The 22,628-nt window shown below is 60.6% G+C and carries 21 protein-coding genes; 15 read left to right on the top strand and 6 right to left on the bottom strand.

The features are described 5' to 3' along the window. The first annotated feature begins 194 nt into the window (after positions 1-194). The 4 genes from Q2M23_RS32590 (at position 195) to Q2M23_RS32575 (ending at position 5,375) form a co-directional block, all read left to right on the top strand. Positions 195-1,325: an LLM class flavin-dependent oxidoreductase gene (locus Q2M23_RS32590; RefSeq protein WP_316398259.1), complete on the top strand. Its 1,131-nt coding sequence runs from the start codon at positions 195-197 to the stop codon at positions 1,323-1,325. A gap of 27 nt (positions 1,326-1,352) precedes the next feature. After that, positions 1,353-2,132, top strand: a complete 780-nt coding sequence (locus Q2M23_RS32585; RefSeq protein ID WP_050401602.1) for an enoyl-CoA hydratase/isomerase family protein — start codon at positions 1,353-1,355, stop codon at positions 2,130-2,132. Between the two features lie 3 nt (positions 2,133-2,135). Continuing rightward, positions 2,136-4,007, top strand: a complete 1,872-nt coding sequence (locus Q2M23_RS32580; protein ID WP_316398258.1) for an AMP-dependent synthetase/ligase — start codon at positions 2,136-2,138, stop codon at positions 4,005-4,007. A gap of 135 nt (positions 4,008-4,142) precedes the next feature. Beyond that, entirely contained in the window at positions 4,143-5,375 is a 1,233-nt protein-coding gene (locus Q2M23_RS32575) for an ABC transporter substrate-binding protein (protein WP_253589477.1), read from the top strand. 64 nt (positions 5,376-5,439) lie between these two features. Here the strand turns inward: Q2M23_RS32575 and Q2M23_RS32570 are convergent, their stop codons facing one another. Both Q2M23_RS32570 and Q2M23_RS32565 read right to left on the bottom strand, forming a co-directional pair. Beyond that, entirely contained in the window at positions 5,440-6,303 is an 864-nt protein-coding gene (locus tag Q2M23_RS32570) for an AraC family transcriptional regulator (RefSeq protein ID WP_225643874.1), read from the bottom strand. 1,268 nt (positions 6,304-7,571) lie between these two features. Then, positions 7,572-8,039 carry a MarR family winged helix-turn-helix transcriptional regulator gene (locus Q2M23_RS32565; protein WP_253589480.1) on the bottom strand — a complete coding sequence of 156 codons (468 nt, stop codon included), beginning with the start codon at positions 8,037-8,039 and terminating at the stop codon, positions 7,572-7,574. A 290-nt stretch (positions 8,040-8,329) separates the two neighbouring features. Between Q2M23_RS32565 and Q2M23_RS32560 the strand changes: the two genes are divergently transcribed. The 9 genes from Q2M23_RS32560 (at position 8,330) to Q2M23_RS32520 (ending at position 17,788) form a co-directional block, all read left to right on the top strand. Next, on the top strand, positions 8,330-10,588 hold the full coding sequence (locus tag Q2M23_RS32560) for a xanthine dehydrogenase family protein molybdopterin-binding subunit (protein ID WP_316398257.1): 2,259 nt from the start codon (positions 8,330-8,332) through the stop codon (positions 10,586-10,588). Positions 10,589-10,592: 4 nt separating this feature from the next. Next, positions 10,593-11,042, top strand: a complete 450-nt coding sequence (locus Q2M23_RS32555; protein WP_016840497.1) for a CoxG family protein — start codon at positions 10,593-10,595, stop codon at positions 11,040-11,042. Between the two features lie 2 nt (positions 11,043-11,044). After that, positions 11,045-11,920, top strand: a complete 876-nt coding sequence (locus tag Q2M23_RS32550; protein ID WP_316398256.1) for an FAD binding domain-containing protein — start codon at positions 11,045-11,047, stop codon at positions 11,918-11,920. Further along, entirely contained in the window at positions 11,917-12,405 is a 489-nt protein-coding gene (locus tag Q2M23_RS32545) for a (2Fe-2S)-binding protein (protein WP_316398255.1), read from the top strand. Before Q2M23_RS32550 ends, Q2M23_RS32545 begins: the two co-directional genes overlap by 4 nt. Positions 12,406-12,443: 38 nt before the next feature. Next, complete coding sequence (locus Q2M23_RS32540; protein WP_316398254.1) at positions 12,444-13,655, top strand: FAD-dependent monooxygenase; 1,212 nt, start codon at positions 12,444-12,446, stop codon at positions 13,653-13,655. A 32-nt stretch (positions 13,656-13,687) separates the two neighbouring features. After that, positions 13,688-14,404, top strand: coding sequence for an isochorismatase family protein (locus Q2M23_RS32535; RefSeq protein WP_316398253.1), 717 nt, complete (start codon positions 13,688-13,690; stop codon positions 14,402-14,404). Further along, positions 14,401-15,213 carry an alpha/beta hydrolase gene (locus Q2M23_RS32530; protein ID WP_316398252.1) on the top strand — a complete coding sequence of 271 codons (813 nt, stop codon included), beginning with the start codon at positions 14,401-14,403 and terminating at the stop codon, positions 15,211-15,213. The genes Q2M23_RS32535 and Q2M23_RS32530 overlap by 4 nt, the downstream gene beginning before the upstream one ends. A 60-nt stretch (positions 15,214-15,273) precedes the next feature. After that, positions 15,274-16,326 (top strand): leucyl aminopeptidase, encoded by a 1,053-nt coding sequence (locus Q2M23_RS32525; protein WP_316398251.1) that lies wholly within the window; start codon positions 15,274-15,276, stop codon positions 16,324-16,326. Between the two features lie 112 nt (positions 16,327-16,438). After that, positions 16,439-17,788, top strand: a complete 1,350-nt coding sequence (locus Q2M23_RS32520) for an MFS transporter (protein WP_316398250.1) — start codon at positions 16,439-16,441, stop codon at positions 17,786-17,788. A gap of 336 nt (positions 17,789-18,124) precedes the next feature. Here the strand turns inward: Q2M23_RS32520 and dinB are convergent, their stop codons facing one another. Genes dinB through Q2M23_RS32500 form a run of 4 tightly spaced genes read right to left on the bottom strand, consistent with a single transcriptional unit; the run spans position 18,125 to position 20,843 of the window. Further along, positions 18,125-19,228, bottom strand: coding sequence for a DNA polymerase IV (dinB, locus tag Q2M23_RS32515; RefSeq protein ID WP_316398249.1), 1,104 nt, complete (start codon positions 19,226-19,228; stop codon positions 18,125-18,127). Continuing rightward, positions 19,225-19,950: an SOS response-associated peptidase gene (locus tag Q2M23_RS32510; RefSeq protein WP_316398248.1), complete on the bottom strand. Its 726-nt coding sequence runs from the start codon at positions 19,948-19,950 to the stop codon at positions 19,225-19,227. Before Q2M23_RS32510 ends, dinB begins: the two co-directional genes overlap by 4 nt. Before the next feature lie 3 nt (positions 19,951-19,953). After that, positions 19,954-20,403, bottom strand: coding sequence for a hypothetical protein (locus Q2M23_RS32505; RefSeq protein ID WP_316398247.1), 450 nt, complete (start codon positions 20,401-20,403; stop codon positions 19,954-19,956). A gap of 44 nt (positions 20,404-20,447) precedes the next feature. Continuing rightward, on the bottom strand, positions 20,448-20,843 hold the full coding sequence (locus tag Q2M23_RS32500) for a hypothetical protein (RefSeq protein ID WP_199805267.1): 396 nt from the start codon (positions 20,841-20,843) through the stop codon (positions 20,448-20,450). A gap of 140 nt (positions 20,844-20,983) precedes the next feature. On the opposite strand from Q2M23_RS32500, the gene Q2M23_RS32495 reads away from it, so the two are divergent. Both Q2M23_RS32495 and Q2M23_RS32490 read left to right on the top strand, forming a co-directional pair. Continuing rightward, positions 20,984-21,907: a Ku protein gene (locus tag Q2M23_RS32495; protein WP_316398246.1), complete on the top strand. Its 924-nt coding sequence runs from the start codon at positions 20,984-20,986 to the stop codon at positions 21,905-21,907. A 35-nt stretch (positions 21,908-21,942) separates the two neighbouring features. Further along, a complete protein-coding gene (locus tag Q2M23_RS32490; protein ID WP_316398245.1) occupies positions 21,943-22,620 on the top strand; it encodes a hypothetical protein in 678 nt (225 codons plus the stop codon). The last annotated feature ends 8 nt before the right edge of the window (positions 22,621-22,628 follow it).

Genomic DNA, 22,628 nt, shown 5'->3' with positions numbered 1-22,628 from the left:
GTGCTCCTCCGCGGATGAACGCCGAGAATGATTGTCGCGCCACGTTCAGTGGCATTGGCTGCGAAAGGGGCAGGCGTCGGCTGCTCACAGCACAAAATTTGGAAAGTCATGTAACTGCGGGGCGCATTCGAACAAAAATGTTGCTGCGCCCATGAAATGCTTCGCCATCTTGACACTCCATGAGGATCCAGAAGATGGCACTTACGTTCGGGTTTTGGTCGGAGCAAGAAACCCAGGTCGGGCAGAGCTATGCCCGCCGACTCCATGAACTCGTGGACGAGGTGCGTCTGGCGGAAAAGGTCGGATTCGACTGCGTCGCGCTTTCCGAGCAACACGTTGCACTCGGCGGCATCTCGAGCTCCGCGCCGGAGGTCGTCTACGGGTACCTTGCAGCCGTTACTTCGCGCGTGAAGCTGAGGTCGGCGGTGACGCTGATGCCCCAGAAGATCAATCATGCCTTGCGATCGGCGGAGCGATTGGCAGTAACCGACATCCTGTCGCATGGCCGCATGGAATTCTACGCCGGCCGGGCCAACACGACCATCGCCATGCGCGCCTTCAACGTTGATCCGAGCGAAACTCTCGCTCAGATGGAGGAAGGTATCGCGCTCCTGAAGAAATCGATGCGCGAAGATATCTTCACCTTCGAGGGCAAGTACTATCAGATCCCGCCGCGGATGCTGGTGCCCAAGCCGATGCAGAAGCCGCATCCGGTCATCGGCATCGCTGCGACCAGCGAGCGGAGCCACAGCTGGGCCGGATCCGAAGGCCTCGCCGTCATGAGCAACTGCATCTACCAGGGATGGGAGGTCCAGGAAAAGCTTCTAAACACTTACCGTCGCGGCTGGAAGCGTGACGAGCAAGGCCCGCTCGATCTGCCGCGCATCGGCATCCCGCTTTTCTTCGGCATCGGGCCAACCGATCAGAAAGCGAAGGACGATTACGCCGAGCCTCTCATGCACTATGCGAGGATTTCAACGGACGCCTATCCCCGTCTGGCGAAGCTCGCCGACGACTATGCGTATATGAGCGAGAGCGTGCCAGCCATGGAGCGCGCGGGAAAGGACTGGGACTACTTGCTCAACCACTCCGCGACAACGGTCTGCGGAAGCCCGGACACCGTCATTCGTCAGATCGAGAAGTTCCAAGCGATGGGCGTCGACGAGGTGCTTCTCCATCTCGACTCCGTCAATCACGAGAAAATCATGGAAGCGATCGAGATGTGTGGCCGCTATGTGATCCCCCACTTCAACGACAGAAACAATGTCGTCCGGCCTACGGAAGACATTCTTGGACAGATCCGCGCCATGCGACCGCAAAAGTAAGCCAACCGGAACCAACGGAAGAAAGCCATGTCGAAGCAGAACTACAAATATCTGATCGTCGAGAAGCGGCCGAGCGGTGTCGCCATCGTCACGATGAACCGGCCGGAGATCCTCAATGCCATCAACTGGGATATGCACAGCGAGCTCGAGCGGGTCTTCGTCGAGCTGGACGAGGACAAGGCAGTGCGCGCGATCGTTCTGACGGGGGCGGGGCGGGGGTTCTGTTCGGGCGGCGATCAGAAAACGCTCGACAAAAGTCCAATACCGTCGCCGACCCGGGGCGGACGCCATCTGATCCGGAACATGCTGGAAGTCGAGGCGCCGATCATCGCCGCGGTCAACGGCGTCGCGGTCGGTCTCGGGGCAACCCTCGCCTTGTTCTGCGATGTCATATTCGCGAGTCCGGCCGCGAGGTTTGCCGACACGCATGTTACTGCAGGCGTGGTCGCGGGCGACGGCGGTGCGGTGATGTGGCCACTGTTGATGGGGCCGGTCCGTGCGAAGCACTACCTGATGACAGGTGACTTCATCTCCGCCGAAAAGGCCGCGTCCATCGGCATGATCAACGAGGTGATTTCGAACAGGGACGTCAAGGATGCTGCAATCGAGTACGCAGAGATGCTCGCGAGCGGCCCAAGAGAATCAATCATCTGGACCAAGTATTGCGTGAACAAGATCATCAAGCAGTACGCGCATCTGCTCCTGGACACCTCGACCGCCCTCGAGACGATCACCTTTGCCGCGCCCGACCGGCGCGATGCCGTGGCCGCCTTCGCTGAAAAGCGCAAGCGCTTCGCGGAGCGTTGAGAGGTGAGCGCCGAGGGTTTCGCGTCAGGCGCCCAACTCGCCGACGTGACCATTCCGCAGCTCCTGAGCCAGCGGAGGGTGGAGCTTTCTGACGAGATCGCGTTCAAGCAAAAACGTCGCGGTGAGTGGATCGCCACGACCTGGAAGCAGTATTCGGACCTGGTGGCCAAGTTGGCGGCCACTCTGCAAAAGGCTGGATTCGAACGCGGCGATCGCGCGGCGATTATGGGGGATGTGTCCCAGGAGTGGCTTCTTGCCGACATGGCGATCATTTGTGCCGGCGGCATCATGGTCGGGGTCTACTTCACCTCATCGGCGGAGGAGGTCGGCTATTATCTCACCGACTCCGGAACGTCGTTCATGTTCGTCGGGAGTGAACTTCAGCTCGGTACTGTCCTTGCATCGGGCCGTGCTGACCAGCTGAAAAGAATCATCGTGCTCGATCCCGCGTGGAAGAAGGCAGGCGGGCCGGCGAATGTCGTCTCTCTTCATGACTTCTGGAGGGAAACATCGGTCGACGCCGACATCTTTCTGCGGGAGCAAGTCGCGAAGGCAAAGGCGAGCGATCTGACCAGCATCGGATACACGTCCGGCACGACGGGATTTCCGAAGGGAGCCATGCTGACCCATTTGTCGCTGCTCGCCGGTGCGCATAGCGTAACCCTGTTCACGTCGAAGTTGCGCTCCGATGTCCACCGTGTCGTCGTGCACCTGCCGATGTCACACACGGTGGCACGCGCGCAGGCAACGACACTGCCTCTACTCATCCGCCTGGTGCCGTATTTCGGCGAGAACAGCGCAGAGTTCGCTCAGACGGTCAAGGAAGTGAAGCCGACCTACTTCATGGCTCCGCCGCGGTTCTTCCAGCGTTATGCCACCCAGATCCTCAGCAAGGTTCACTCCGGGTCCGAGAAGCAGAAGCAGAACTATCAACTCGCGATGACCATCGCCCGCAAGGCTCTTGATGATCGCCAGGCCGGAGGCGTGCCAGACACGTTCGTTTCCGGCCTCTTTGCCGTGTGTCAGCAACAGGTTTTCCGTCCGCTGCTTTGTGAGGTCGGGTTCGAGGAACTCACGGTTACATACACCTCGTCTGCGGCGATGCCTCCCGAGCTCATGTCGCTGTGGCAGCTATGGGGATTGCAGCTGAAGGAATGTTACGGACAGACGGAGCTGGTCGGCGCCAATCTGGTGCAGATGGCGGAATGGCCGGAAGCCGGCACCGTGGGCGTACCTCTGCGGGATCCGGCTTGGGAGACCGCTGTTCTCGAAGACGGGGAAATGATTGTCAGGGGACCCGGACTCTTTGTCGGTTACTGGAATAAGCCGGAAGAGACCAAATCCGCTCTGAGCGATGGCTGGCTCTACACCGGAGACATCGTGGACGTCGATTCGGCAGGCCTTTTCAGGCTGGTCGATCGAAAAAAGGAGATCATCAACACTTCCAACGGAAAGTCTATCAGCCCGACGCAGATCGAAAACGAGCTCAGGCGCAGCCCGTTTATCTCTGAGGCGGCTGTGCTTGGAGAAGGAAAGAAGTACCTCACCGCGCTGATCGAGGTGAACGCGACCGCGACGATGGATTGGGCCAGATCGCATGGTCTGCGGATCGACCGGTACTCGGAACTGGCGAACTCCGAAACCGTGGTGCGGATGATCGAAGCAGAGATCGGCAAGGCGAATGGTCGGCTCGCCAGGGCCGAGCAGATCAAGGCGTTCCGGATATTGCCGGAAGAGCTTTCTCCCGAGAACGGCATGATGACGCCGACTCGGAAGAAGCGTCGGAAGCAGATCATGGAGAGGTATCGGTCGTTGATCGATACGCTTTACGACGAGAGCGAAGACAACCTCGTCAAGGCGGAAGTCAAACCCTGAGCCAAATCATGCGGGCGGCGCATCTCGTGAAGCGCCGAGCGCGAGCGCACGTCCCTGGCGCGATAGCGCCTCACCGTTCAGTGAGCGCTATCAGACCGCATCGATATTCTTGCAGCCAACCAAAGGGGGAATGAAATGAGAAAGCACAGCGAAAGCGGTTTGAGCCGCCGGTCCTTGATCGGTAGCGGAATTGGCGCCGCAGTCGGGTTCGCATCGTGGCAGTCAAGAGCGGCCACCCCGACCAAGGTGCGTGTCGGCGCAATCAATCCGAGCAGTGGCGTCCTGGCGTTTCCGGGGCAGGCTTGCGTGCGCGGCATCGATGTCGGTGCGAAGTTCGCAAAGGAGAAGTTCGGTATAGAGCTGCAAATCATCCATGCGGACACGCAAAGTCGGCCGGAAAACGGACGGATTGCCGCCGAAAACCTGATCAGACAGGGGTGCACGGTACTTATCGGCGCGTGGGATTCCGGAGCAACCATCTCCGCGCTTCAGGCCGCAGAGGCCGCAAAAGTGCCTATGGTCGTTCACATCGCGAGCGCGACCCAGGTGACCTCTCAGGGATTCACCGAGGTGTTCAGGTATTACCCGACGTCCCTGACAATCGTCAGGAAGTCCCTCATGGAGCTGAAGTCACTCCTGTCCTCGATCAAGGACGCGCCGACAAGCGCCGCCGTCATGCACCTCAACAATACGATGGGACAGTCGACCGCGGCGAGCATCGATCAAGCCTGGAAGGAGGTCGAAGTGCCCCTCAGGATTGCCGAGTATATTCCATACGATGAAAGAGCCAAGGATCTCTCGGTCGAAGTTGCAAAAGCCAAAGCTTCTGGCGCGGACGCGTTGGTCTCCGTGACGCGTGTCAACGACGCCATCATGATCATTCGGGAATGCACCAAGCAGGGGTGGAATCCAAAAATGATCTTCTCACCCAACTCGAATGGCGCGCAGGACAAGGCGTACTATGACGCGTTGGGCAAGTATGGCGACGGCGCGATACTCTCGACCCTGTGGTATAATCCGAAGGCGCCCGATGCCGCGGCGATCTTGAAGAGATTTGCATCCGATTATCCAAATGACTGGGTCGACGGGAATTCAGGGTGTGCCTTCGAAGCTGTTCAGATTGTTGCGGACGCCGTAAGCCGCGCCGGTTCTTCCGAGTCCGCTGCGATCCACGCCGCGCTTAAAGGAACGGACATGACGCCTATCCTGATGTCCAGCGGCAAGATCAAGTTCGACGCCAATGGCCAGAATACGGGCAGTGACGTGACCATCCTCCAAGGGCAGAACGGGAAGCCTCGCGTGGTGGCGCCGCAGTCGGTCGCCGAAGCTGCGCTCCAATACCCTCTGGTCCCATTCAATTCACGGTAGGAGAAGCCGTGAGCTGCGGCCCCAGCGGGCGGTGCTGGGGCCAGCGTTCCCCGCGCGAAGGTCTTCAAGCCAAGGGCTCACGGCCTACGAAGCTGGATCGCTCGGCAAGGAAGCGGCGCGGGCTCTTGCCCATTGCCTTCTTGAACATGGTTATGAAGGCGCTGGGGGTCTCATAGCCCAGATCGAGCGAGACGGCCTGAACGGAAGATCCCGCAGACAGCCTCTGCAGCGCGACCAGGATGTGAAGGCGCTGTCGCCAGCGTCCGAACGTCATCCCGGTTTCCTTCAGCACCAGGCGGGCGAAGGTCCGGACACTCATCGCATATCTGGTCGCCAGTTCGTCGATCGTGCTGCGATCGCCGGGGTCATTGAGCAGCGATGCCGCGAGATGCTGAAGCCGGCTGTCGGTGGAGATGGGCAAGTACATCTGTTCAGTGGACATCTGCACCAATTCGTCGAGCAGCACGCGTCCGAGCCGGCTGGTCGGCCCCTCGACCGGATACAGGGGAGGAAAAACGGAGAGCCGATGTATCAGTTCACGGACGAGCGATGATATCGTGAATGTGCAGCACGTGCTCGGAAGCGTACTCGCCTGCGGATCGATGAAGACGACGTAGACCTTACCATTGTCCGAGACGCAATTGCTGTGCATGACGCCGGCCGGTATCCACACGGCACCCTGCGGCGGAACGATCCATAGTCCGCCGGGGGCACGACACATCACCGATCCATGTGAAGCGACAACGAGTTGCCCTTTCTTGTGTGAGTGGAGCGGAAGCTCGTCATTGTCTTCACCGGTTTCGATGCAGAATGAGGTGATCGGCCGATCGAACTGATCCGGATCAATCGGATCGTAGTTGATCCGAAGCTCGGGCAAATTCATTCTGGCAAAACCAGGATCCATTTCGGACGTGGATAACATGCTCATCGAATTCGCTCGTTATTGGCTACGGCTTCCGCAATTCAGGAGGCGGAGATAAGGGGCGCGCCTGGAGTCCGGGTGACGATAGCGCTCCGGGACATGCTCGTCACCGAAAAGTAACGCGAGGATGCAAGAATCCGATCCTGCGGGTTAGCCTCGTCCTTCCCCGGAGGATTTTGGTGACGGTCACGGCTGCGCATTGCCAGGCTCCGCGACGGTGAATGCAGCCGGAAGGCTCAACGCAGGAAGCTGCTGCGACAAGACGCGTCTCGGGGCGCCAGACCGGGTACCGCCCCGATGGTAGAAAATGCCGCGTTGCCGCGTCAACCGGCTCCATCGATCGCGCTTTCACGGTTCTCCGCGAGGGTTTTCGCCAGAAAATGCCGCGACCCCCGATGCTACCAAGGAACAATTTCGCGGAAAGCCGGCACGGACGTGTTGCCGATTGGAAGGCGAAAGCCAGGGCGCGCAGGCTGTGAGGTCGAAAGACGGAGGGGCGCGCCGGGCGAACGTTCGGGGGCAATTGAAGTGGCGGAGCATAGTCGAACAGTCTTCAGCATATCCTTGAGCGGTCAGGAGCAGGAGTTCGCGGCAGCATGCCGAGACTTTGTACTGCAGGAGAAACCCGAGCTCAGATCGTCCATCGTTGTAGCGAACAATATGCTTTCGATCGCCGACCAGCCACATGTCCGGCAGGCATTCATGGAATTGGGCCTGGCCAGACTGGTCCGCGTTCTGCGGCTCGCGATCGTGGGTAAAGCGATTGCGATCAGGAGAGCACCAAGATTGCTGTTTGATCTCGCGCGCTTCAGGACAAAAATTGTGCGGGCCCTGCGCAGACGCGCCGGATAGCCGCTCAGGGAACGGCGTCGATCGATCGTGCGACGAAAGCCGGCATTCGGTAGATGGCCAGTGATGGGCTCGTCAATTGGTGTGATCCTGTCGCATCGGCTATGGACCAACTGGCCTCCGGTCCATGCAGCATGGCGCCCGCCGATGTGGCTTATCCCGGCCTTGTCACGCGAAAATGCCGGAAACTAGTACAATTCCGTCTTCTTCAGCACAAAATGCCGGGCGGCATACCGGATAGTTCTGTCGCTGAGATCGTTCGTTGGGCTGTCTTCGATCGAGATCCGCGTTCGGCGTTTGCGAAGGATCCACATCCTTCGCTTCCTCCCTGGACTTGGCCCGGCTCGTGCCGGGCCATTTTTTTGCTCGGCGGCGGCTGAAGCGTTTGCGGGATCAGCTTGTCGGCCGGCTCAGCGCTGTGGGGCTCAGCGGCGTATGATTTTCTTGAGCATCTCGGTCAGAGTCCGAAATTCTTCCCTCGTCAAGGGGGCGAATGTCTCGCCGGAAATCTCGCCAATGGTCTCGATCGCAGCGTCCGCCGTCCGCCTCCCTTTGTCCGTTAATTCGATCTGCCGTCGTCGTGGATCCAAAGGATCCTTGGAGCTCTTGATTAGCCCGCGCGATTTGAGGCGATTGATGACGCCAGTAATCGTTGCTGAATCATAGTGGATCAGTCGTCCCAGGTGATTTTGAGAACATGATCCGACTTCCCTCAGTTTTGCCAGCGTCGAGAATTGGGGTGGGGTCAGTTCTTCGATCATTTTCGCGACAAAGATCGATGTGTGGGTACGGAGCGCTACGCGCAACAGGAATCCTGGTGCATCGTCCAACCTGTAAGACTGTGCGGCCTCTTTCGGCTTCTCCGTCGGAGCCGTCTTGGTTTTCGGTTGCACGATTTTCGTCCTCTTGCGGCACTTGGCCGTGGCTCGGCTTGAACAAAGCTGGATGGCTCGGCCTCGGAAGTCCCGAGTTGATCATTTGTGTACATTCGTTGCCCCCAAGAATCCATGCCGTCTGACCGCGAGCCCTATCAGCCCGGTGGGTCGGAACGTATCATTACTTGTGTGCTAGTGTATCGCTTGCATACAAGTGATAAATGCGATAGGGATTGAGGATTGCCCCCTGGGAGGAGCCGCGCAGGCTTCCTGGCCATCGGCGGCGACCTCGCACCCCGGATCCGAGCATGTCGGTGACTGACAGCAAGAGCGCCGTACGACCCGACCTCATCGAGAAGGTTACGGGGCGGGCAGAATACGTTACCGACCTCGTGATCCCCGGGATGCTGCACGGCTTTGTGGTTCGTTCGCCGGCTACTCACGCGCGCATCTCGTCGATTGACGCGAGCGTCGCCAGGTCCGTACCCGGCGTCGTCGACGTGCTCATCGGAGCAGATGTCGCCTCGTTCGGTTGCTGGGGTGTCGTGCTCAAGGACCGGCCGATCATGGCAATCGACCGGGTCCGGTATGTGGGCGAGCCGGTCGCCGTGGTGATCGCTGAGACCATCGAGATCGCCGAAGCCGCCGCGGAACTCGTCGACGTCGAATACGACGAGCTTCCGCATGCAACGACGATCCGGGAAGCCTTGGTGGCGGATGCGCCGCTCATCCATGAGCGCCACGAAAATCTCGAAGACTTCTACTTCAAGGGCGGCGCCAGGCCGACCCCGAACAGCAACATTTTTCACACTTACAGGAACAACGTCGGAGATGTCGACGCTGCGGAGGCGGTTGCGGCGTACATCCACGAGGACCACTTCACATTTCCGGCGATCTCGCATTTCGCGATGGAGCCGCATGCGGTCATCGCCGACTTCCAGGGGGACTCCCTGACGGTCTGGGCCGGTGCGCAGACGCCGACCGCGGTTCAGAAGGTCCTGTCCAGACTCTTTGGGCTGGCATTGGCCAAGGTCCGCGTAATCGTCCCGTTTGTTGGTGGGGGATTCGGCGGCAAGGCCTCCGTCAAGATCGAGCCGTTGGTCGCTGCCGCGTCCTGGAAGGTGCGGCGCCCGGTTCGTGTAGCTCAATCCATGGCCGAATCGATGCTCACCTGTCGAAGGCTTGGCGCAGACATCACGATTCGAACCGCGGTCGACGCCAACGGACGGATCCTCGCGAAGAGCGCCAGGCTTCTGCTCGACGGCGGAGCGTATTCAGATACGGGCTCGGCGGTCGCCACGAAATCGGCAAATCGCATCATGGGGCCATATGTGGCGCCGAATCTGCGGCTCGAGGCATGTGCGGTCTACACGAACACCGTCCCGGGCGCGGCATTTCGCTCAATCGGCGGCCCGCAGGCGGTTTGGGCCAAGGAATCGCACATGGACAATGTGGCTGCGGCAATCGGAATGGATCCGACAGAGTTCCGCTTGCTCAACTTGGTCCCGCGTGGCGAGCGCATCCGTCCCGATCTGCGCGCGCTCGACATGGACATGAGCGAGCTGATTGGCCGGGTAGCGCAATCGTTCGCATCCGAGACGAGGGCGTCCAACCGTCAGGCGCGCGGATTGGCCGTCGCCGCGACCGATCCGGCGAACACGCCGATCAGCAACGCGATCGTACGTCTCAAGATCGATGGGTCGGTCCTCGTTTCGGTTTCGAGTATCGAAGTCGGCCAGGGTGCGCACGCGACGATGGCCCAAATCGCGGCGCAAACCTTGAAGCAGCCGGTTTCTGCGGTCACCGTCCTGCGCTCCGATACAGCGGTCGCCCCATATGACTGGGGTACCGGCGCGAGCCGCTCGACCGTCGTCGTTGGCCTCTCCGTCGAGAGCGCCGCTCTCGACGCGGCCGATCAGATTCTCGAAATGGTTGCCGAGGTCTGGGAGCTTCCCCGCGTCAGCCTGTCACTCGTCGAGGGGGGCGTTTCGACTGGTTCGGAAGTTCTCACTTTCCATCAAATATTTCATCGCAGCCTGGGTGTCGATTCGGGAGAAGTCATCGGCCGCGGCGCCATAACGCCTCGTTCGAAGAAGGGCTCCCTGGCCGAGTCACCTTTATTCTGGGAGACATCCGCCGGTCTCGCAGAGATTGTCGTCGATGAGGAAACCGGCGAGATCCATGTTCCTCGGTACGCCAGCGCTGCCGACGTCGGTCGTGTGATCAATCGCGTCGCTGCGGAAGGTCAGGACGAGGGCGCCGCTGTCATGGGGCTCGGTCACGCGCTCTACGAGGCCCTCGAGTTCGAGGACGGGCAACCCGTCAACGCGACGCCTATCGAATATTCGATACCGCGGATCTCCGACGTGCCGTCCTCGTTCGACACGATACTTGTCGAAAACGGCGACGGCCCGGGGCCTGGCGGCGCCAAGGGAATGGGCGAGGGAGCAATCCTTCCAGTCGCACCGGCGATCGCCAACGCGCTGTTCTCCACCTACGGCATCCGAATCACCGATCTGCCAATGACACCCGAAAAAGTGTGGCGCGCGCTACAGAAGAGGAGCTGAATTCATGGAATTCAACATGTCGATGGCGGTGCCAGCGACGCCGGCGCAGCTTTGGAGCACGCTGCTCGACGTTCCACGCATATCAAGCTGCATCCCCGGGTGCGAAAGCGTCGAGGAAATCCAGCGGCTTGCAACCTACAAAGCGACCGTCAAGCAGAAGATCGGTCCATTCAAGCTCGAAGTGCCGGCTGACATCATCGTTGAATCGATCACCGAGCCGTCTCACGTGCGCACCCGCGCTACGGGCCGTGACAAGATCACAGGAACGCGGCTGGCGGTTGTCCTCGACGTGACCGTCACGCAAGAAGGGTCTGGGTCCACATTTGCCGTGGACGCGAAAGTCGACGTGCAGGGCCGCCTTGCGACCATGGGATTCGGCATCATCAAGCGCCGGGTCGATCAGAACTTCGAAGAGTTCGAGAAGCGGCTCAAAGAAATGCTGGGCGCGGCCTGACCATGCTGCCGTCACCCTTCCAATTCGAGCGGCCATCGACGATCGCCGACGCCGTGCGTGCCGTCGGCGATTCCGGCGACGGCATGTTCTATGCCGGCGGGACCGAGTTGCTGCTCGCGCTGAAAATGCGCGTCATCCGTGCAGACCGCCTCATCGACATCAAGGGTATTCCTGGGCTCGATTGCATCGCCGTCAACGACATGAACGAGATCGAGATCGGCGCGCGCTGCACGCACAGGAGGATCAGCGGCGATTCCGTCATCCGCGAGCACGTGCCGGCGCTGGCATCGCTCTGCGCGGAGGTGGCGAACATCAGGGTCCGGAACGTTGGAACAATCGGCGGCAATCTCTGCTTCGGAGAGCCCCACGCCGATCCGCCGACGATGCTCGCGGCCTTGAACGCACGACTGGTGCTCGAGGGATCCAAGGGCACGCGTGAAATTCACGCCGATGATTTCATTCGAAGCGAAATGGAAACTGTGCGCGAGCCTGACGAGCTGCTGAGAGTCATCGTGTTCCCGCGGCCCGCGGGACCGGTAACTTATCGCCGGTTCAAGCATGGTGAGAGGCCCTCAGTGAACGTCGCGATGGCCTGGTCACTGAACGCCGGCGGGAGCACGATCAGAAGCGCCCGTGTGCGGGTCGGCGCGCTTGGTTCGCGGCCACAGCCTTTGACGGCCGTCGAAGGTGCCCTCCGAAACGTAGCGGTGGCAGAGGCTCGTCGGGTGATTGAGACAGCTCTTCCCGCGGCGTTGGATCAGCTTGAGGTCAACGCGGATCGGCATGGCGGGGCCGATTACAAGCGTCACCTTGCAGGCGTGCTTCTTCTGCGTAACGCCGATGAGGCGATCATCGCCGGGACGAGCTGGCTGAAATGACACAGGTGTTGGCCATCTCGTTCTCGTTGAACGGCAAGACGATCGCCGTCGACGTCCCGGCTCATGTGCTCTTGATCGACCTCATTCGAGATCGTTTGGGCCTAAAGGGAACGAAACGTTCCTGCGACATGGAAGTATGCGGCGCTTGCACGGTCCTTATCGACGGTGAGCCGATCTCGAGCTGCACAACGCTCGCCGTCGATGTGAATCGGCGCGAGGTTACCACAATCGAGGGTGTGACGCCGCCGGACGGACTATCCCGGATCCAGGAGGCGTTCGTGCTTCATGGCGGTCTGCAGTGCGGCTTCTGCACGCCCGGCTTCATCATGGCGGTCACGGCGCTCTTGAAGGCCACGCCACACCCGACAGACGCGGAAATCCGCCACTACCTGCACGGCAATCTTTGCCGCTGCACCGGTTACACCAAGATTTTCGAAGCCGTGAAGAGCCTTGCGGTCCAGCAGGTCTCGCAGGATGCCGTTTGAATCCGCGCGAGACAGCGCAGCTACCTTCTGGAGATATCATGAGTATTGATCAGGTCAAAAGAACGAGTGTCCTTATCGCAGGCGCTGGCATCGGCGGTCTGGCGATGGCGCTATCGCTGCTTCGACGCGGCATCGATTGCGACGTTTTCGAGCAGGCGTCCGAGTTGCGCGAGGTGGGCGCCGGCCTTTGGGTCTCCATGAACGGTGTGCGTGTTCTTCGCGATCTCGGCCTCGCCGAGCAAGTCGAGCAGAACTGCATCGCGGCAGAGCGACGTTCCATCCGGCTCTGGAGCACGGGTGAAACGTGGTCCCTCTATAATCGGAGCTCCGACGCGGCCCGGAACCAACCCTATCTGCTGCTGCGCGCCCATCTGCTGAAGATCCTTGTCGACGGTGTGCGGCGATTAAAGGCGGACGCCATCCATCTGAACGCCCATGTTGTCGGGTTCAGCCAGAGCGACGAGGGAGTTCGGGCGCAGTTCGCAGATGGCCGTGAGATCGAAGGTCGCGCCTTGATCGGCGCCGACGGCTCCCATTCGAAGGTTCGTACCGGTCTGATCGGCCAGATCGAGAGCCAGTACACCAATGCAATCGCCTGGCGTGGTCTTGTGCCGGTCGACCGCCTCGAGCCGCATCAGCGCGAGCCCGTGGTGTCTACCTGGATCGGGCCGACCGCGCATGTCACGGCATATCCGGTCCGTTGGCAGAACACGGAATTGATGACGTTCTCGGGTCAGGTCGATCGCAACGACTGGCTCCTGGAATCGTGGTCGGAGAAGGGCTCTGTCGAGGAGTGCCTGAAAGACTTCCTGGGCTGGCATCCCGACATCATCGCGCTCGTCAGCAACGTCGATAGCCTTCACAAATGGGGCCTGTTCGTGCGGCCTACGCTGGCTGGCTGGTCGCAAGGACGGGTCACGCTTCTTGGAGATGCCTGCCATTCCATGCTGCCGTATCTCGGTCAGGGAGTAAACATGGCGTTGGAGGACGCGTCCGTTCTCGCCCGCTGCTTCGAGCAGCAGCCCGACGATCTCGCGAGAGCTTTCCAGACATACCAGAGTCTGCGACTTGATCGCACAACCAGGGTCGTGAAGTCCGCTGCCGGGATGCTGCCGATCTTCCATAACCCGGCGCTGTGCAAGGCCGAAACGGCGGGAGACTACATCAGGACCCAGTGGGCGCCGGAAGCGACCGCCGCTCGTTACGACTGGATCTACCAGTACGACGCGACCGCCGTTCCTCTTCATTGACATCTCTCCTCCACGAGCACCGGTGCACAACGATGATCGGCAAAGAGCAGCCCTGGGACGACGTAATACCGCTCGAAGAGCGCGAGACCTATGCCATCGCAGGGTTGGGTGGCGCGGCTGGATTCGGCAGGCGGCCCGCGCTCCTGGTGATTGACGTGCAGTACCGCTCGGTCGGTGACGCCCCGATGCCGATCCGCGACGCGATCAAGCAATATTCAACCAGCTGCGGTGAGGCTGGTTGGCAGGCCATAACGCAGATTTCCGAACTGATGCGGTTGTTTCGCGGGAGAGGATGGCCGGTGATATTTCCGCATGTCGCCTGCAAGGTCAGCCATGACCAGGGGGCATTCGCGGCAAAAATTCCGGGCATCATGCAGATTCCGCCCGAGGGCTACGACTTTGTTCGCGAGGTGGCTCCAGAGCCGGGGGAGCTGCTGCTGCCAAAGACGCAGGCGAGCGCATTCTTCGGTACCCCGCTGACGACGTATCTCGTCGGGGCCGGGATCGATTCACTGGTGGTGACCGGCTGCACGACCAGCGGCTGCGTCCGGGCATCGGTCGTCGATGCATGCGCGCTGAATTTCAAATCGATCGTGCCGAGCGACGCCGTCTATGATCGTTCGCCGACTTCGCACGCGGTCAACCTGTTCGATATAGCCAGCAAGTACGCAGACGTGATGCCCACCTCGGAAACCATCCAGCGGCTTCATGCGCTGCCGGCGGACCGTACGCAGGATCGCCCGACATGAGTGTCGCCCAGGTCCCCGGTCTGCTCTACGGCGCTCACGTGCGTGCGAACGGCATCCGCCAACATTACCTGCGGTTCGGCGGAGCCGGGCCCGCCATCGTCATCGTCCCGGGCATCTCGACGACGGCGGCACAATGGGGGTTCATCGCGGAACGTTTGTGCATCGGGCACGACGTCTATGTACTCGACGTCCGGGGGCGCGGCCTTTCCGAAGGCGGACCGCATCTCAATTATTCGCTGGATGCCTGCGCCTCCGATCTGGTCTCGTTCGCCGAGGCGCTGGAAATAGGCGCATATACCTTGCTCGGCCACTCCATGGGGGCCCGCATCGGAATTCGTGCCGCACGCTGGCGACCATCGTCCATAAGACAGTTGATCCTGGTCGATCCACCGGTCTCCGGCCCCGGACGTCGCGCCTACCCAAGTCCGATCGGACCTCTTCTCAAGCTGCTTCATAGCGCAAGCCTCGGAGAAGCGGACGCGGCGCTGCGAAGCCCGTCCGCGCCGCGCTGGCCTGAAAAGCACATTCGTGCTCGGGCCGAGTGGATGCACACCTGCGACGAGCGCGCCCTGGTCGAAAGCCACAAGGGCTTTCATCACGATGACATTCACAATGACCTCGCCAACCTCAACGTTCGCACTTCGCTGCTCGTTGCGGGCAAAGGCGATGTCATCCGTCCCGAAGATGAAAGAGAAATTCAAAGACTGCTGCCGTCCATCGTGATCAGGCGACTGGAGAGTGCAGGTCACCAAATGCACATCGACGACACGGAAGGCTTCCTTTCGATCGTCAATGACGTTCTCGCCTGACCCCTCGAAAGACCGGTCGGAGCGCTGCGAATACATGCCTGGCAAAGGAGATGACTGAAGATGACCCGGCAACGCATCGATGTTGAAATGCTCGAACTGTTCAAGGCCGAACTTGCACTCTGCAAGGTGAGGGAAGGCGAGGTCGTAGCTGTCCTGAGCGGCGGCGAGGATCAGTCGGAGTATGCCCAGACGTTCATGCTGGCCGCGCGGACCCTTGGCGCGACAACCTTCCACCTCAATGTTCCAAAGTACGGCCAGAGCAAGGTTGCGGGCCAGCAGGGCAGACACGCGCTGAGCGGTAACCAGCCGGCGATCGACACGCTCAAGCGCGTGGATATGGTGATTGATCTTCTGGGCCTGCTGTTCTCGCGCGAGCAGCTCGAAATTCAGGAAGCGGGCACGCGCATTCTGCGCGTAATGGAGCCGTTCCACATTCTCAAGAAGATGTTCCCGACCGAGGATCTCCGCCGGCGAACGGAGCTCTCACGAACGCTCCTGCAGTCAGCCAGAACCATGCGCATCACGTCGCCGGGCGGAACAGATGTGACCTACGGATTAAAGCAGTATCCGGTCATTTCCGAGTACGGATACACCGATGAACCGGGCCGCTGGGATCATTTCCCGTCAGGCTTCGCTTTCACCCAAGCCACGGATGGCGACGTCAACGGAACTGTCGTTCTGATGCCAGGCGACATTCTCTGCGCATTCAAGCGCTATATTCAGTCTCCGGTCACGCTGACCATCAAGGACGGCTTCATTGTCGACCTCAAGGGCGAGGGCACCGACGCGACGCTCATCAAGAACTATATCGACAGTTTCGGCGATCGGCGCGGATGGGCAATCTCGCATATCGGGTGGGGATCGAATGAGCGCGCCGACTGGCACCATATAGCTGCATCTCAGCAGCTTGCGTCGGAGCACATCATGAACGCGCTTTCCTTTTATGGAAACGTTCTGTTCTCGACGGGACCGAATACCGAGCTTGGCGGCACGAACGACACGCCGTGTCATCTCGACATCCCGCTCCGCGGCTGCAGCCTTTGGCTCGACGATGTCCATATCCTCGACAAGGGTGAGTTTGCCTATTCCGAGTTGAGGGCACCGGGCCGCTAGGCCTCGCCCGCCTGATCAAGACCTGGAGCCGCATCCGCGGTTCCCAATAACGCGGAAAGCGTTTCGGCAACGACCATCCACTGTCCAGCTCTTTCAACGGGAAACGCATTGCATGTCCAAAACCCTCTCAGGCGCGGAAGATTACACGGCCAGGCAACGGTATTCGATCATGATCTCGGCGATGCTGGGATACATTCTCGACTTCTATGATGTCCTGATCTTTCCGTTTCTCTTGCCCGCGATCCAGCGGTCGATGTCGCTATCGTTGACAGAGATCGGCTCCCTGCAGGCCCTGACACTATTCGGATCGGCGATCGGCGGGGCCCTGTTCGGCGTCATCGGTGATCGCCTTGGCCGGAAAACCTCGCTTCAGCTCACCATCGCGCTGTTCTCGGTCGCCGCGATCATTTCCGCCTTCGCATGGAATTACTGGTCGCTTGCGGTGCTTCGGTTCATCACCGGCATTGGTCTTGGCGGCGAGTACGGCGTTGGCATGGTGCTTTTCAATGAGGCCTGGAAAAAAGGCAGCCGAGGCTTGGGAGCAGCTGCGCTTCAGGGCTGCGCCGTGATCGCATCGTCCACGGCTTCGATCGTCGGAATCTGGCTTATCGCGACGTTCAGCGACGAGTGGAGCTGGCGCATCGGCTTGCTGAGCGGCGGAGTGCCGATCCTGCTGATCATCTTCATTCGCTTCTTCATGCCTGAGTCGAAGATCTGGCTGGAGTACGAGGCGCAACGCAAGGCCGGTCCGGTCGCGGCCGCGGCCCGCACTCTTCCCCTTGCAGACTTGTTCCGCAATGGTCTGGCGCGGCAGACCGTCACTGCCTTCGTGTGGCTGATGAGCTACATGCTTTGCTACTACAGCGTCGTCTCCTTCATTCCGACGCTGTTGCTCCGGGACATGCACACGCCGGGCGATGTCGTTCGCACCACGGCCGTTCTTCTTTCGGTGGTCAGCGGCATCTGCTACCTCGCCAATGGCTTTTTCAACGACAGGGCTGGCCGCCGGTTCGGTGCTCTCGTGCCGGCGTTGTTTTGGGTCGGATCCCTGGTTGGCATGGCGGTGTGGGGAAGTCAGCTCTACGCCGGCTCGAAGACCGAGTGGCCGATGTTCTGGCTCTATATCGGTTTCGGTATTGGCAATGTTGCGCTCGGCGTGACGGGCGTCTGGATCTCGGAGCTCTATCCGGTCAACCTGCGCGCAACGGCGGTGTCTACATTCTATATGGGCGGACGCGGCCTTGGCAGCATCGCGCCAGTGATCGTGCCCCTTGCGGCTGCTCATTTCGGCGGAAGCCTGCTGAACGGCATGGTCGCCGTGGCCCTTCCTGCCGCAGCTACTTTCATTCTGGCTTCTCTTCTGCTTCCTGAAACGCTCGGTCGCGATCTGTCCGCGAAGGGCTTCGAGGCCGACGCGGAATCGGAGCCTGCGATGAAGGCTGCGCCGGCCTCGAGCGTATGATGCACTTGTGAAATGACGCGCAGCCGGCGAGATGAGAGCTCATCGCGCTCATCTCGTCGGTCCGGCGCGGAAGGTAGCATCCGGTACTGGGCCGTCGATACGGACAAATGACGTCTGATCGAGACTAGCACTGCATCGGATCAAATGTTGGCCCGCACCGTCTTCATCATGCCTGCCGGTGCGCTGGTGGCAGGTGTTGTCGACCGGCCGATGCGCGGCGTCCTTGCCGACCTTGTTGCGGCCATGCAATAGAACCGCATCGGCAATCTGGATTTCCACAGCGTGGAGATAAAGACGTATCGTCCGGATTGGCGACGTCCGTGTCAGCCGCGACCTTCAGATCGGTAGGTCAAGTTGCGGCGCCGCATCGTCGCCTTGTAAGGACGAAAGCGAAACCCCCAACAGGCGGACTGACCTGGAAAAGGGTATCTCGTTCTGAAGCAGCGCGATCGACAGTCGTTCGAGTTCCGCGCGGCTCGAAACCGCGGCAGGTACCGACCTGCTGCGCGTAATGATTTCGAAGTCGTTGAACTTTACCTTGAGGGTCACCGTTCGGCCACGCGCTGCCTTGTCTTCACAGTGCCGCCAGACCTTGTCGATAAGTGGCTGCAGTTCGGCGGCCAACGTTTGGAATTCGGTCAAATCGCTTGAGAAAGTGGTCTCTGCGCCGACCGACTTCCGGATTCGATCCGCGCGGACCTCACGATTATCGACGCCCCTCGAGATCCAATAGTAGTACGCACCGGCCTTGCCGAAATTGGCTTGCATGAATGCGAGCGACTGATTGCGCATATCGAGCCCCGTGTAGAGGCCCAGGGCATTCATCCTGGCACCGGTCGCAGGACCAATGCCGTGGAATTTGCCGACGGGCAGGGTTTCCACAAATGCCGGGCCCATTTCAGGCGTGATGACGTACTGGCCATTCGGCTTGCGGTGATCCGATGCGAGTTTTGCCAGAAACTTGTTATAGGAGATGCCGGCCGAAGCATTGAGACCTGTCTCGGCCTTGATCTTGGCCCGGATAGCGAGCGCGACGTCGCGCGCCCACGGGATGCGTTGCAGGTTGTCGGTCACGTCGAGATACGCCTCGTCGAGTGACAGGGGCTCGATAATCGGCGTGTGTTCAGCGAAGATTTCACGGATTTGCTGCGAGATTGTCTTGTAGACCTCAAAGCGCGGCTTGACGAAGATCAGATCGGGGCATTGTCGTTTTGCCGTGACGGACGGCATGGCCGAACGAACTCCGAACTTTCTGGCTTCATAACTGGCCGCCGCCACGACGCCGCGCTCGCGGGACCCTCCAACGGCGACCGGCTTGCCACGCAGGTCTGGATTGTCCCGCTGCTCGACGGACGCATAGAATGCGTCCATGTCGTTGTGGATGATCTTGCGCTGCCGGACCGGCGCAACCGCCTGGTCGTCATCGATCTCGATGGTCACGTCCCGAGCCCGGCCATATCTTCCTTGACGCCGCGGGCGACGACCCGAAGTGTTCCGTCGGCAAGCGGCCGCTGCAATTTCAGTGCCTTGTCCGGAGGTGCCGTCATCCAGACGTCTACCTCCACCGGCGATGTGAGGATCACCGGCATCGCCTTCGGGTGAATGGCACCGACCTCTGCATTGGGCTCCGTCGTCAGGAACGCGTAGAGGTCATTGGTCGTCTCGCCTTCCCTGACCTTCCGGACGGACGTCCAGCTGGTCCAGATGCCGGCGAAGCAGGCGAGGGGACGGCTCTCGTCGAGCGCGAACCAGATATCGCCGCCCTCAGCCTTGTTGAACTCGCTGAAGGAGTTGAACGGCACCACGCAGCGGCTTTCAGGGCCGAGCCATCTCGTCCAGTGCCTGCTCTTCACGTTGCGGATGTTGGTCGTGCCGCCGTCCGGCTCCATCCGCAGCAATTCCTTGAAATCAACCGTTTTACCTTTCGCCTCGAGCTTTGCCGCGCGCTTCCTGGTTGCTTCCATCATGGCGTGCTGCGACGACGGCATTCCCCACCGTGCCGTCGCGAGTTCGCGGCCCTCGGCCCCATTGCGCACGATCGGCGCCTTGTAATCGGGAAAAACCCCCGGCATCGGCGCCAGATTGCCGACGTACCGGTTCACGACGCGGAACAGCGCGGCGATGGCAGCTTGATTGGTCGTGATCGAATAGAGATTGCACATCGGTCAGGCTTTGGTCGGAGAGTGGCGCGGCTGCCCCGCCAGTTGTAACAGAGTTGCGGAGGGACGCCGGCCCGCCGTGGTGCATTTTCGGCAGCGCAGCCGGCTGGCGAGATCATGTACGAAGGTGGCCCGCGGATTCTTCATGGCCGCGAGGTCAACGTCACTTGGCGTCTTGCAAGCTTCGCATCTGATTTCGAGCCAGGCGAAGCCTCCATTTAAGGCCTGGTCGATCGTCGGGGAGGGATCGATCGGCTCTCCGTCGGACCACATGCGTTCGTTCCAGCTCTCGCACAGCAGCTTGTCCGCCTGCTGGACGAGTGCTTCCCCCTTCGCCCGCATTTCTGCCGATCGGGTGGCCAGGATGCTCGCCATTGCGCGCGCCTTGCCAAGCTCCTTTTTCAGCGCCTTGCGGCCGCTGCCCGACAAGGGCGTGGGGTGGTATTTCGGGGTCATCCAGACACCGGCGCAAAGAGATCCGATCGGCGACCTGGTGCTGGCTACGGCGCCTCAAACGCCGGCCAGCACCCGTCTTCCTCATGCCTGCCGGTTCGTTGCCGGCAGGTGTTGTCGAGCAGCCGCTGCGCGACGTCCTTCCAGATCGCGTCGCGGCCATACAAGCGGACTGCATCGGCTGTCTGGATTTCGACGATCCGCTCGCAGCGGCGGCACGCCACGCGAAGGACGTGACGCCGAATCTCAGACAGACGCCGTTGCCGTATCTGGGCATCGGCCGCATCGGCGCGAGGATCCTTGAGCACCGATTCCCAGTATTTGGCGGGAAGCGGTGCATCCGGAGCCGGAGCGGGCGGAGCCGGTCTGCGGGCGGCCTCGGCGGCCAGCTTTTCCATCTGCTTCGGGGTCGGCATACGCCAGCTCGCGGGTCGGTCGGTCATGCCGAATTAGAACATAACAAGAACAAATGTCGAGTCCGCTCGGATGATCGCAGAGAAAAAATCGTCCTGATGGGAAGGCCGTGATGTCGGAACCAAGGCCTGCGGATCGTCTTGAATCCGGCATCAGTATCGGAGTTCCCATGGCCCCCCGCGCGAACTGGAAAGGCTTCCTGCGGCTCTCGCTCGTTACCTGTCCGGTCGCGCTGTATCCGGCGACGTCCGAATCCGAGAAGGTCTCGTTCAACCAGCTCAACCGCAAGACCGGCCACCGGATCAAATACGCCAAGGTCGATGCCGATACAGGCGAGGAGGTGGCCAATGAGGACATCGTCAAGGGCTACAAGGTCGACGACGACACATTCGTCGAGGTGACCAGGGAGGAGCTCGAGAACGTCGCGCTGGAATCGACGCGAACAATCGAGATCGACGAGTTCGTCGACCGCAGCGAGATCGATCCGCGATATCTGATCCGGCCCTACTATCTTTGTCCTGACGGCAAGGTGGGGCACGATGCGTTCGCCGTCATCCGCGAAACCATCCGCGAGATGAACAAGGTCGCGATCGGACGCGTGGTGCTGACCAATCGCGAGCACATCATTGCGCTCGAGGCCATGGATAAGGGCCTGATCGGAACATTGCTGCGCTATCCTTACGAGGTGCGTTCCGCGGCCGAGTATTTCGACGACATCCAGGATGTCAAAGTCACCAAGGACATGCTCGATCTCGCCAAGCATATCGTCAATCAAAAGTCGGGTCACTTCGAGCCGGACAAGTTCGAAGACCAGTATGAAACGGCCCTGATCGACCTCATCAACAGGAAGCGCGCCGGCAAGCCGATTGTCGCGAAAGCGCGGCCGCGTGGCGAGAACGTCGTCGATCTGATGGACGCGCTGCGCAAGAGCATCGGCAACGAAAAGGCCGCAAATGCATCCCGGCCGGCTAGGAAGCCGCGCAAGTCCGCAAGCGGTCAAAAGGAAATGCTGATGCCGATCGCCGGCAAGAAACCCGCGAAGGAAGCTGCCGCAAAGAAGCCGGCCGCGAAACCGCAGCGCAAGTCAGCCTAGGTCGTCTTGCCGATTTTTGCTGATATAGATACGGCATGGCATTTCGTGTCTTGATCATCGGCGGCACGGGGCAGGTGGGCGCCGCGGTGGTGCGAGCGCTGGCTGCGGAGCCCTCATGCGCCGAAGTTTTGATGGTCAATCGCCGGGCGATTTCTCTGAGCGCTGATCCCCGGGTGCGGCAGGTGGTTCTGGATACCGCAGCTGCCGAGTTTCCATTGGAGGTGACCGAGCTTGCCCAAAGCTTGATTGCGCGGGGCGATCCTGTCCTCGCGGCATGCTGTGTCGGTGTCGGTCAAGGCAGCCTGAAATGGAGCGAAGAGGAGCTAAGAGCCCTTGAGATCGGCGTGGTCGGTGGCTTTGCCCGCGGTTGCCGCTCTGGCGGCATCACACGGTTTGCTTTGCTCTCGGCCGTCGGAAGCACGTCGCAAAGCAGAATCCGCTATGTGCGGATCATGGGGCTCAAGGAAGAGACAGTTCAAGCGGCAGGCTTCCAACGTCTCGCGATTTTTCGGCCGGGAATCATCGCGGGTAACGCGCATACGCCGAGCTATGTCGCCTGGCTCGGACGCCTGATTCCGGGACGGTTTGGCGTGATCGAGCAGGACGATATCGCGCGCGCCTTTGTCGCGGAGTTCGTGGATAGCGGTGCCCAGGACGGTGTTGTGTATCTCGAGAACGGGGCCATGCGACGAATGTCCCGTACGCTTAAATAGCCCGCGTT

It is taken from the genome of Bradyrhizobium sp. 33ap4 (assembly GCF_032654765.1).
GTDB lineage: Bacteria > Pseudomonadota > Alphaproteobacteria > Rhizobiales > Xanthobacteraceae > Bradyrhizobium > Bradyrhizobium australafricanum.
The sequence above is the reverse complement of the archived record's forward strand: the minus strand, read 5'-3'. Positions and strand labels throughout refer to the sequence as shown.

Bases quoted from the DNA above. Each gene is read 5' to 3' on its own strand.
- Q2M23_RS32590 (WP_316398259.1), top strand. From the start codon at position 195: ATGGCACTTACGTTCGGGTTTTGGTCGGAGCAAGAAACCCAGGTCGGG.
- Q2M23_RS32585 (WP_050401602.1), top strand. From the start codon at position 1,353: ATGTCGAAGCAGAACTACAAATATCTGATCGTCGAGAAGCGGCCGAGC.
- Q2M23_RS32575 (WP_253589477.1), top strand. From the start codon at position 4,143: ATGAGAAAGCACAGCGAAAGCGGTTTGAGCCGCCGGTCCTTGATCGGT.
- Q2M23_RS32570 (WP_225643874.1), bottom strand. From the start codon at position 6,303: ATGAGCATGTTATCCACGTCCGAAATGGATCCTGGTTTTGCCAGAATG.
- Q2M23_RS32560 (WP_316398257.1), top strand. From the start codon at position 8,330: ATGTCGGTGACTGACAGCAAGAGCGCCGTACGACCCGACCTCATCGAG.
- Q2M23_RS32555 (WP_016840497.1), top strand. From the start codon at position 10,593: ATGGAATTCAACATGTCGATGGCGGTGCCAGCGACGCCGGCGCAGCTT.
- Q2M23_RS32550 (WP_316398256.1), top strand. From the start codon at position 11,045: ATGCTGCCGTCACCCTTCCAATTCGAGCGGCCATCGACGATCGCCGAC.
- Q2M23_RS32545 (WP_316398255.1), top strand. From the start codon at position 11,917: ATGACACAGGTGTTGGCCATCTCGTTCTCGTTGAACGGCAAGACGATC.
- Q2M23_RS32540 (WP_316398254.1), top strand. From the start codon at position 12,444: ATGAGTATTGATCAGGTCAAAAGAACGAGTGTCCTTATCGCAGGCGCT.
- Q2M23_RS32535 (WP_316398253.1), top strand. From the start codon at position 13,688: ATGATCGGCAAAGAGCAGCCCTGGGACGACGTAATACCGCTCGAAGAG.
- Q2M23_RS32530 (WP_316398252.1), top strand. From the start codon at position 14,401: ATGAGTGTCGCCCAGGTCCCCGGTCTGCTCTACGGCGCTCACGTGCGT.
- Q2M23_RS32525 (WP_316398251.1), top strand. From the start codon at position 15,274: ATGACCCGGCAACGCATCGATGTTGAAATGCTCGAACTGTTCAAGGCC.
- Q2M23_RS32520 (WP_316398250.1), top strand. From the start codon at position 16,439: ATGTCCAAAACCCTCTCAGGCGCGGAAGATTACACGGCCAGGCAACGG.
- Q2M23_RS32510 (WP_316398248.1), bottom strand. From the start codon at position 19,950: ATGTGCAATCTCTATTCGATCACGACCAATCAAGCTGCCATCGCCGCG.
- Q2M23_RS32505 (WP_316398247.1), bottom strand. From the start codon at position 20,403: ATGACCCCGAAATACCACCCCACGCCCTTGTCGGGCAGCGGCCGCAAG.
- Q2M23_RS32500 (WP_199805267.1), bottom strand. From the start codon at position 20,843: ATGACCGACCGACCCGCGAGCTGGCGTATGCCGACCCCGAAGCAGATG.
- Q2M23_RS32495 (WP_316398246.1), top strand. From the start codon at position 20,984: ATGGCCCCCCGCGCGAACTGGAAAGGCTTCCTGCGGCTCTCGCTCGTT.
- Q2M23_RS32490 (WP_316398245.1), top strand. From the start codon at position 21,943: ATGGCATTTCGTGTCTTGATCATCGGCGGCACGGGGCAGGTGGGCGCC.